This window comes from Brachyspira sp. (assembly GCF_050873525.1).
Classification (GTDB): Bacteria; Spirochaetota; Brachyspiria; order Brachyspirales; family Brachyspiraceae; genus Brachyspira.
Genome location: NZ_JBNMIZ010000253.1, coordinates 1 through 3425, shown reverse-complemented (window position 1 = coordinate 3425; position 3425 = coordinate 1). Strand labels below are relative to the sequence as shown.

At 29.5% G+C, this 3425-nt stretch carries 5 protein-coding genes; 3 read left to right on the top strand and 2 right to left on the bottom strand.

The genetic code is table 11. From position 1 onward, the window contains the following. The first annotated feature begins 101 nt into the window (after positions 1 to 101). The 3 genes from ACR0QS_RS12120 to ACR0QS_RS12110 are packed head-to-tail and all read left to right on the top strand — an operon-like array spanning position 102 to position 1452. Positions 102 to 461 carry a hypothetical protein gene (locus ACR0QS_RS12120; RefSeq protein WP_432633712.1) on the top strand — a complete coding sequence of 120 codons (360 nt, stop codon included), beginning with the start codon at positions 102 to 104 and terminating at the stop codon, positions 459 to 461. After that, a complete protein-coding gene (locus ACR0QS_RS12115; protein ID WP_432633711.1) occupies positions 461 to 910 on the top strand; it encodes a GNAT family N-acetyltransferase in 450 nt (149 codons plus the stop codon). The genes ACR0QS_RS12120 and ACR0QS_RS12115 overlap by 1 nt, the downstream gene beginning before the upstream one ends. 29 nt (positions 911 to 939) lie before the next feature. Beyond that, positions 940 to 1452 (top strand): PaaI family thioesterase, encoded by a 513-nt coding sequence (locus ACR0QS_RS12110; RefSeq protein ID WP_432633710.1) that lies wholly within the window; start codon positions 940 to 942, stop codon positions 1450 to 1452. 18 nt (positions 1453 to 1470) lie between these two features. Here the strand turns inward: ACR0QS_RS12110 and ACR0QS_RS12105 are convergent, their stop codons facing one another. Both ACR0QS_RS12105 and ACR0QS_RS12100 read right to left on the bottom strand, forming a co-directional pair. After that, a complete protein-coding gene (locus tag ACR0QS_RS12105) occupies positions 1471 to 2316 on the bottom strand; it encodes a histidinol-phosphatase (RefSeq protein ID WP_432633709.1) in 846 nt (281 codons plus the stop codon). Positions 2317 to 2467: 151 nt separating this feature from the next. Then, positions 2468 to 3400 (bottom strand): hypothetical protein, encoded by a 933-nt coding sequence (locus ACR0QS_RS12100; RefSeq protein WP_432633708.1) that lies wholly within the window; start codon positions 3398 to 3400, stop codon positions 2468 to 2470. Positions 3401 to 3425: the final 25 nt, after the last annotated feature.

Sequence of the window (3425 nt, the reverse complement as noted above, 5' to 3'; positions counted from 1 at the left end):
ATAATAAAGATAAAATAAATTATACGGTTTATTTATTCATTGATAAAAAATATTTTTCATTGTATTATTTAAATTATTAAAAAATTTACTCGGAGGAATTAATGCTAACATTTAAAAATATAGACGATAAAGAAATGCAAAATATAATCGATAACAAAGAAGTAAGCGACAATATAAAAAACGCGTCCGAAAATGTTTTGGCAATTTTTACGCAGGATTGGTGCGGAGACTGGAAAGGCTTGGAAAGAGAATTGAAAGCTAACGAAGAAAACTCTCCCGTTGACATTACGATTTTTATTTGTTTATATAACGAAAGTCCTTTATACGAATCTTTTATGAATTTCAAAGAAAATACTTGGAAGAACGAATTGATACCTTATTTGAGATATTATAAAAAAGGCGAATTTATAAAAGACGGAAATCATTTGCCGTTTCAAAGACTGATAAAAACTTTTGAATAATGTTTAAAATTGAAAAAGCAAAAATAGACGATATAGAAGAAATATCCGATTTGGTAAAAAGAATATATTTAAAATATAATTCTAAAATCGATACGGAAGAAGGAATAAAAAATATTCTGATTTTTGTATCGGCGGAAAATATGAGATTGAGATTCTATATAGAAGGCGCTTTAATGTTAGTCGCAAGAGACGAAAATAACGATATAGTCGGAATGATAGAATTAAGAGATTTTGAACATATCTCGCTTTTTTTCGTTGACGATAAATATTTTAAATGCCATATTGGGAAAAAACTTTTTGAGGAAACTAAAAATATTTTTGGATGCGATAAATACAGCGTCAATTCGAGCGATTACGCTTTGGAATTTTATAAAAAATTAGGTTTTATTCAAATAACAGATTCGATAAAAATAGAAAAAGGCGTTCATTTTTATCCTATGATTTATTAAAAATTATTAAAATATTTGGAGCGATTTTTATGCAATTAAAAGTATTAAATAAACAGAATAATTCAAGAATGTGTCTTGTATGCGGATTCAAAAACGATTTGAGTTTGAAAGCGGAATTTTACGAACTGGAAGACAAATCTTTATGCGCGCTTGTAAAATTTAAAGATGTTCAACAAGGCTATCCTGCAAGAGTTCATGGTGGAATACTTGCGGCTATTTTGGACGAAACAATCGGCAGAGCTATGATGCCATACACTGGAGAAGAAAAATGGGGAGTGACAATTTCGCTAACCACAAAATATAAAAAACCCGTTCCGATAAACGAAGAAATAAGAATAATCGGAAAAATAATTTCGGACAACGGACGAGTTTACGAAGGCGAAGGCTATATACTTTTAAATGACAACAAAATCGCCGCAACCGCAAAAGGAACTTATATTTGTATGGGACTTGATAAAATTGCCGAAATGGACTCAGAAAGTAAAGAGGACTGGTTTGTTGAGAAAAAAGAAAGTGACCCGAAAATTATAAATATCCCTTAGTTATTTTTAATTTATATTTTAATTTATATCTTTTCCAAACATATTTATATCGATATCTTTAAATGAACCGTCAATTAACATTTTCATTTTTTTTACGCCGAGTTTTTTTAATTCTTCGACTGCCTCGTAATAAAATTTATCCAAACCGTTAATTGAATGAGCGTCCGTATTCAACATTAAAGGAATATTCGTTTCCAAAATTTTTTTTATCGTCATTTTATTAGGATAATGCGCGTCAAGATTATTAGCGTTCATAAGTTTTATATTGACTTCGACTATGCAATTATTTTCTTTTATATGTTTCAAAACTTCTTCGACTTTTTCTATATACCAATCTTCCTCTTCGGTAAAATATTCTTTTTGCAAATTATATTTTCTGATTAAATCCAAATGTCCGACAATATCTGGTTTTTGAGTTTCAACCATTTTAATTATATTGCCAAAATATTTTTCTATAACGATTTTTATATTTCCGAAATGTTTAATCGTTTCGTTAAAATTATCTTTCGACATATCGATACAAAAATAATCTTTACAATCGTCTATAAAATGAACCGAGCCGATTCTATAATCGAGCGCCATTTCTTTGTCGGTATTTTTATTTAAGTAGGAATAATAATCCGCTTCGATTCCCGAATAAATTTGAATTTTGTCTTTATAAATTTCTTTATATTTTTTTATATCGCTTAAATATTTAATCGTTCCTTCTTTTGTCATTGAGCAGTCGTCTTTAGAAAAATTGGAATGCCCCGAAAAACCTAAACTTATAAATTCTTTTTCTATAGCGTATTTTATATTTTCTTCTATGGAATTTTTACCATCGCAATAATTTGTATGCGTATGCAAGTTTGAGATATATTTCATTTTTAATAATTTAATCCTAATATTTTATATTGTAATATTTTATTAAGTATTACAATTTTTAGCAACTTAACAAAGCGATACAAAAACTACTATAATAAAAAAGGAACGCGCATTGCTACGCATTCCATTTTTAACTTAAATTTATAATAATTTATTGAAGGTCTTTATATAAATCTTTATGTCTTTCATGGTATATAAGTTGACTATGCCCACCATGACCTCCGCCAAGCATTGAGTTAAAAGTCGTTCCCCATCCTCCCCAAGTATAATGAGCTTCATTAGTATAAAATGTTAAAGAATATTCGGTTCCTCCATAAGAAAAAGAATAGCGCTCATATAAAGTATGAGGAGCAGTAGAACCGCCTCCTGATGTTTTTGTCATAGAAGAATAAGGTATAGTTATTATTTTAGAACCAGCATCAGAACCTACATAGCTATCTTCATAAAAAATAACGGAGCCATCGGTATTTATTGTAAGTAAAAGCTTATTAAGCCATTCATAAACTCCATACCAATTTCCTGCATAAAATGATAATTTTCTTTCATTGCTGTCATTTTCACCTTCAGGAGCTTTTTCATTTAATAAAGAATAAGTAATATCCAAACTATAATTACTAAATCTTATTACTAAATAACCGCTTTCGTTAAAAGTCGCTTCCGCCGTAAGCATATTTCCGCTTTGGTATCTCACGCCTTCCAAATTATAAAACTCTCCCGATTCGTTAGTAGATGTCTCATAAAATTTGCCCTCGTCTTCTATAATCTCTCCATCCTCGCTTTTCGTTATCGCGCTTATATATGGCTTTAAATTCTCATCCACTTTTATGTCGGCATAATAATAAATTTTTCTCGTATAGTTGCCGTTTATATAATAAGCGCCAGATTTAAAAGATAAATCTTTAAATTGAATCAAACCTTGATTTGTATCAATGGTTAATTTCTTTTCGGGTTGAGGCGATTGTTCCGCCTGTTTAACGACCATATAATCGACAGAGTTAGTGAGATTTTTCTTACAGGCTACCGAAACGATAACCAATATAATAGCAAGCGCTATTAAGCATAATATTTGTTTTTTAGTAATCATAAATTACTCCTTAAAAATTTAATTT